The 6,026-nt window shown below is 71.8% G+C and carries 5 protein-coding genes; all 5 read right to left on the reverse strand.

What is annotated here, in order from left to right; translation table 11 throughout:
* Nucleotides 1-2: 2 nt before the first annotated feature.
* Nucleotides 3-884 carry an EamA family transporter gene (locus AC1D15_RS15230; RefSeq protein ID WP_477826630.1) on the reverse strand — a complete coding sequence of 294 codons (882 nt, stop codon included), beginning with the start codon at nucleotides 882-884 and terminating at the stop codon, nucleotides 3-5.
* 66 nt (nucleotides 885-950) lie between these two features.
* The gene (gene gorA, locus AC1D15_RS15235) at nucleotides 951-2,339 is read right to left on the reverse strand and encodes a glutathione-disulfide reductase (protein ID WP_477826631.1); all 1,389 of its coding nucleotides are present in this window, start codon (nucleotides 2,337-2,339) and stop codon (nucleotides 951-953) included.
* Nucleotides 2,323-4,062 carry an ATP-dependent DNA ligase gene (locus AC1D15_RS15240; protein ID WP_477826632.1) on the reverse strand — a complete coding sequence of 580 codons (1,740 nt, stop codon included), beginning with the start codon at nucleotides 4,060-4,062 and terminating at the stop codon, nucleotides 2,323-2,325. The genes gorA and AC1D15_RS15240 overlap by 17 nt, the downstream gene beginning before the upstream one ends.
* The gene (locus tag AC1D15_RS15245; protein ID WP_477826633.1) at nucleotides 4,059-5,114 is read right to left on the reverse strand and encodes a ligase-associated DNA damage response exonuclease; all 1,056 of its coding nucleotides are present in this window, start codon (nucleotides 5,112-5,114) and stop codon (nucleotides 4,059-4,061) included. Before AC1D15_RS15245 ends, AC1D15_RS15240 begins: the two co-directional genes overlap by 4 nt.
* On the reverse strand, nucleotides 5,114-6,026 hold a 913-nt coding region (locus AC1D15_RS15250), incomplete at its 5' end, for a phospholipase D-like domain-containing protein (protein WP_477826634.1). The genes AC1D15_RS15250 and AC1D15_RS15245, both read right to left, overlap by 1 nt.

Consider the following 6,026-nt stretch of genomic DNA (forward strand, 5'->3'; position numbering starts at 1 on the left):
GCTCACCCCGTCGCCAACCCCACCACCCCGGCGGCAATGCACGCCGCCCCCGCGATGCGCGTCCCGCGCTCGCCCTCGCCCAGCAGCCGCCCGCCGAGCAGCGCGGCGAACAGCATCGACACCTCGCGCGCCGGCGCCACATGCGACAGCGGCGCCAGCCGCGCCGCATACAGCACCAGGATGTAGCCGAACGGGCTGACCACCGCCAGCACGAGCGCGTGGCGCCACAGCGCACGCGCCGATTCCATGAAGGCCTCGGGCCGCCGCAGCGCGCCGGGCAGCATGAACGGCACCCGCGCGAGGTTCCCGAAGTAGTCGATCAGGATCGGCGAGATCAGCATCACCTTCACCGAGTAGCCGTCGATCAGCGTGTACAGCGCGATCATGCAGCCGGTGGCCGCGCCGTAGCCCAGGCCCGCCATCACGCGCTGGCGCTGCACCGGGTCGTGCGCGCGCGCCCACAGCGACGGGCCGCCGGCGATCAGGAACACGCCGCCGGTGACCGCGAACACGCCCAGCACGCCGCCCAGGCTCATGTGCTCGTCGAGCAGCAGCAGCGCGCCGAACGAGCTGATCAGCGGCCCGGTGCCGCGCGCCACCGGGTACACCACCGTCAGGTCGCTCGCCGCATAGCCGCGCAGCAGCACGTTGAAGTAGACGAGGTGCGCGATGCCGCTCGCGAAGATCAGCGCCCATTCCTTCCAGCCCCACAGCGGCACCGCATCCCAGGCGGCCCAGATGCCGACCGGCGCCCACAGCACCAGGATCATCAGGCTGCACAGCAGTGCGAAGCGGCTGTCGCCGCCGGCCTTCTTGGCGACCAGGTTCCAGGCGGCGTGCAGCAGGGCGGCGATCAGGACGAGGCAGAGCGCGGTCAGGGACATGGGGTCGCAGGCGGGGCGAAACCCCGCATTGTCCGTCGTCGGGCCCGGATGCCCGACGTCGTGCGATCACCCCCGCGACGCCGCCACCCGCATCGTCACGAACTCCTCCGCCACCGTCGGGTGGATGCCGATCGTGCGGTCGAGCTGCGCCTTCGTCAGCCCCGCCTGCACCGCGACCGCGAAGCCCTGCAGCACCTCGCCGGCATCGCCGCCCACCATGTGCGCGCCCAGCAGCCGGTCGCTCGCATCGTCGACCACCAGCTTCAGCAGCGTGCGCTCGGTGCTGCCGCTCAGCGTGTGCTGCAGCGGCTTGAACTCGCTGCGGTAGATGCGCAGCACGCCGTGCCGCGTGCGCGCCACCTCTTCGCTCAGCCCCACCGTCGCGGCCTGCGGGTGCGTGAAGATCGCGGTCGGCACCGTCGCGTAGTCGAGCGCCGGCCGGCGGCCCTCGCCGAACAGCCGGTCGATCAGCACCATCGCCTCGGCCAGCGCCACCGGCGTCAACGCCTTGTGGCCGACCAGGTCGCCCAGCGCATGCACCGACGGCACGTTGGTCGTGAAGCCCTCGTCCACCGGCACCGTGCCGTCCTCGTTGACCTTCACGCCCACCTCGGCCAGCCCCAGGCCGCGGCTGCGCGCGCGCCGCCCGGTGGCGTGCAGCACGGTGTCGGCCTCGAGCACGCTGTCGTCGGCGAGCTGCAGGCGCTGCACCTCGCCACGCCGCTCCACCGCGGCGATGCGCGACTCGAGCCGGATGTCGATGCCCTTCTTGCGCATCTCGGCGGTGACGAAGCGCGCCATCTCGCCATCGAAGCCGCGCAGCAGCTGCGGCCCGCGGTGCAGCAGCGTCACCTTCGAGCCCAGCCCGTGGAAGATCGATGCGAACTCGCAGGCGATGTAGCCGCCGCCCACCACCACCAGCCGCTTCGGGAACGGCGACAGGTCGAACATGTCGTCGGAGCTCATCGCCCATTGCGCGCCCGGGCCCTCGATGCGCAGCGGCTCGCCGCCGGTGGCCAGCAGGATGTGCCGCGCGGTGAAGCGCTGCTCGTGCGTCGTCGTCTTCACCGCCACCGTGTGGGCATCGAGCAGCTTGGCCCAGCCGCGCACCAGCTGCACGTTGGCGCCGCGCAGCAGCTCGGCATACACGCCGTTCAGCCGCGCGATCTCGGCACCACGCCGCGCCTTCAGCACGTCCCAGTCGAACTCGGGCTCGGCCAGCGTCCAGCCAAAGCCGCGCGCCTGCGCGAAGGCCTCGTGGTAGTGCGCCGCGTAGCTGTACAGCTTCTTCGGGATGCAGCCGAGGTTCACGCAGGTGCCGCCGAGCGCGCTGCCCTCGGCCAGGATCACCTTCGCGCCGAGCTGCGAGGCCATGCGGCTCGCCCGCACGCCGCCGCTGCCGGCGCCGATCACGAACAGGTCGCAGTCGTAGGATGCGTCAGCTGTCACTGTCATGCGAAGGCTCCCTCTCTCTTTGTTCGCCATCATCCATCAGTGCCTGCAGCGTAGCGAGGCTGTCGGCCTCATGCAAAGGCTTGTCGCTGCGGATCCGCAGCATGCGTGGAAACCGCACGGCGATTCCGCTCTTGTGGCGCGGGCTCGCGTTGATGCCCTCGAAGCCGAGCTCGAACACCAGCGTGGGCCGCACGCTGCGCACCGGCCCGAACTTCTCGAGGGTCGTCTGTCGGATGATGCGGTCAACCTCGGCGAATTCGCCATCGCTCAAACCCGAATAGGCCTTCGCGAAAGTCACCAGCTGCAGCGCGCCGGCCTGCGCCGGCTCGCGCCGGGCGATCGCCTCGACCACCGCCTGCGCCTCGGCCGCATCGGCCGGCGGGCGGCTCCACACCGCGAAGGTGTAGTCGGTGTAGATACTCGCGCGCCGCCCATGCCCGGCCTGGGCGTAGACCAGCACCGCGTCGACGCTCAGCGGGTCGATCTTCCACTTCAGCCAGGTGCCGCCCGCCAGCCCCTCCTGCTTGCGCCGGCCGCTGCCGTACTGCGCCTCGGCATGCTTGAGCATGAAGCCCTCGACGCCCCGCGCCCGCGATTCCTCGCGCAGCGCGGCCAGCGCCGCCCAGCTGTCGCGCTGCTCGACGGGTGACACCCGCATCGTTCGCCCTGCGGACGCAGCTTCGAGCAATGCACGCCGCTCGCGCTGCGGCTTGCTGCGCAGGTCGACGCTCTCCCACTCGAGCAGGTCATACGCGATGAAGCTGGCCGGCGCATCGGCCAGCACGCGCTTGGTCAGCGTCTTGCGCGCGATGCGCTGCTGCAGCAGGTTGAACGGCGCGGGCGTGTCGCCCTTCCAGACCAGGATCTCGCCGTCGAGCACCGTGCCGTCGGGCCACTCGCGGGCCAGCGCCACGACCTCGGGAAAACGCTCGGTGACGAGCTCTTCGCCGCGCGACCAGATCCAGGTCTCGCCGCCGCGCCGCACGATCTGCGCCCGGATGCCGTCGTACTTCCATTCGACCAGCCAGTCGCCCGGCGCACCGAGCCGCGTGTCGAACTCGGGCGGCAGCCCCTCGACGGCATGCGCGAGGAAGAACGGATACGGCTGGCCGAGCGGCGCGGCCCCTTCGCCCTCCCCCGCGACCAGCGCCGCGAAGCGCGCCGCATCGGGCGTCTGCTTCGCATCGGTCCAGCCCATCATGCGCTGCGCGAGCAGCTTCGCGTCGAGCCCGGCGTGCGCGGCGAGTGCGCGCTGCACCAGCAGCTTGCTGACGCCGACGCGGAAGCCGCCGCCGATCAGCTTGGTGAGCAGGAAGCGTCCGGTCGCGTCGAGTTCGTCCCAGTAGCCGGCGATGCGTGCCGCCTGCTCGGCCGGCGAGAGCCCGCGCAACGGCAGCAGGCGCTGCTCGACCCACTCGGCCAGCCCGACATCGCTCGCGTGCTGCGGCGCCGGCAGCACCAGCGCGATCGTCTCCGCGAGGTCGCCGACCGCCTGGTAGCACTCCTCGAACAGCCAGTCGCTGATGCCGGCGCGCTCGCAGGCCAGCGTGCGCAGCGTCGCGGTCGGCACCACCTGCCGCGGCTTGCCGCCGGACAGGAAGTACACCGCCCAGGCCGCGTCACCCGGCGCGGCTTCGGTGAAGTAGCTTTGCAGCGCCGCCACCTTGGCTGAGGTGGCCGTGGTGGCATCGAGCTCCGCGAAGAGGCGCGAGAAGCGCTTCATGCGGCAGGCTCCGGATCGGCCTGCGCACCCGGGTCGGCGGCATCGCTGCGCTCGTCGTCATACTCGGTGTGGAACGCACCGGCCTGCAGCCCCTGCTCCTGCAGCCAGCGCACCATCACCGCCTCGTAGCCGTGGGTGACGATCACGCGGCTCGCACCGGTCGCGGCGATCGCGCGCTGCAACCCCGGCCAGTCGGCATGGTCGCTCAGCACGAAACCGCGGTCGATCGAGCGCCGGCGGCGCGTGCCGCGCAGCTGCATCCAGCCGCTCGCGAACGCATCGCCGTGCTCGCCGAAGCGGCGCGTCCACGGCGAGCCCTGAACCGACGGCGGCGCGATCACCAGCGCACGTGCGAGGCTGGCCTTGTCGGCGACCTCGGTCACCAGTTGCGTCGGCGGCAAGGCCACGCCGGCCGCGCGGTAGGCCTGGTTCAGCGGCTCGACCGCGCCATGCACGACGATAGTCCCGATCGACGCATCGACCCCCGCCAGCAGCCGCTGCGCCTTGCCGAAGCTGTAGGCCATCAGCAGGCTCGCGCGGCCGGCCTCGGCATTGGCACGCCACCAGGCGTCGATGTCGGCGAACACCTCGCGCTGCGGTTGCCAGCGGTAGATCGGCAGGCCGAAGGTCGATTCGGTGATGAAGCAGTCGCAGCGCACCGGCTCGAACGGCGTGCAGGTGGCGTTGTCGTCGCCTGCGCCGCTGACGAAGTAGTCGCCCGACGCGACCCACACGCGGCCGCCGTGTTCCAGCCGCACCTGCGCCGAGCCGAGCACGTGGCCGGCAGGGTGCAGCGACAGCCGCACGCCGTGGTGCTCGATCGCCTCRCCGTAGGCGAGCGTCTGCAGCGTGATGTCGTCGCYGAGCCGCGCGCGCAGCACGCCCTCGGACGGTGCCGACGCCAGGTAGTGCGCATGCCCGCGCCGCGCATGGTCGCCGTGCGCATGCGTGATCACCGCGCGCTCGACCGGGCGCCAGGGGTCGATGAAGAAGTCGCCGGGCGGGCAGTACAAGCCCTCGGGCCGCTCGACCACCAGATCGTCCGCGGCCATCAGTACCGGCCGGTCTGCCCGGCGATGCGCAGGTAGACGTGTGCGCACCAGGCAACGAAGCCGCGCCGCAGCGTGCCGGCCAGCGTGCGCGGATGGGCGAGCTTGGGATCGATCTCGCGCGACTGCGCCACCGCGGCATCGAAGCGCCCGGCCAGCGAGCGGGCGAAGCCCTCGTCGCGCACGATCACGTTGGCCTCGAGGTTCAGCAGCAGCGACAGCGGATCGATGTTCGAGCTGCCCACCGTCGCCCAGTCGCCGTCGATCACTGCCACCTTGGCATGCAGGTAGGCCGGCGTGTACTCGTGGATGCGCACGCCATGCACCAGCAACTCGTCGTACAGCACGCGCGCGGCCAGCCCGGCGATGCGGTAGTCGAGCTTGCCCTGCAGCAGCAGCCGCACCGCCACGCCGCGGTCGGCCGCATCGCGCAGCGCGCGCCGGAACGGCCGGCCGGGGTAGAAGTACGGGCTGATCAGGTCGACGCGTTCGCGCGCGCTGCGGATCGCATCGATGTAGCTGCGCTCGATGGTGCGGCGCTGGCGCAGGTTGTCGCGCAGCACGAAGGCCGCGCGCACCGGCGGCAGCGCATCGGGGCTCAGCTGCAGGCCCCTGGCGCGCGRCATGCGCAGGCGGCGCATCAGCCGCTTGGCGCGCGCGATCGGCTCGGCGCTGCGCGCCAGGGCCACCATCTCCTCGCGGAAATCCTGGCCCAGGTCGGCACGCGTCCACACCGCGCGGATCGCCTGCTCGACCGGAGCCACCACCGGCCCGCGCACCTGCACCGCGAAATCGAGCCGCGGCTGCTCGGTCGCGCCGTGCACGAGGTCGATGCGGTCGTCGATCTGGTTGATGCCGCCGACGAAGCCGACCTCGCCGTCGACCACGCACAGCTTCTGGTGCAGCCGGCGCAGC

This window comes from Rhizobacter sp. P2_H2 (assembly GCF_056403375.1).

Excerpts from the sequence above, each read along its gene's own strand:
- AC1D15_RS15230 (WP_477826630.1), bottom strand. The coding sequence starts at position 884 with ATGTCCCTGACCGCGCTCTGCCTCGTCCTGATCGCCGCCCTGCTGCAC.
- gorA (WP_477826631.1), bottom strand. The coding sequence starts at position 2,339 with ATGACAGTGACAGCTGACGCATCCTACGACTGCGACCTGTTCGTGATC.
- AC1D15_RS15240 (WP_477826632.1), bottom strand. The coding sequence starts at position 4,062 with ATGAAGCGCTTCTCGCGCCTCTTCGCGGAGCTCGATGCCACCACGGCC.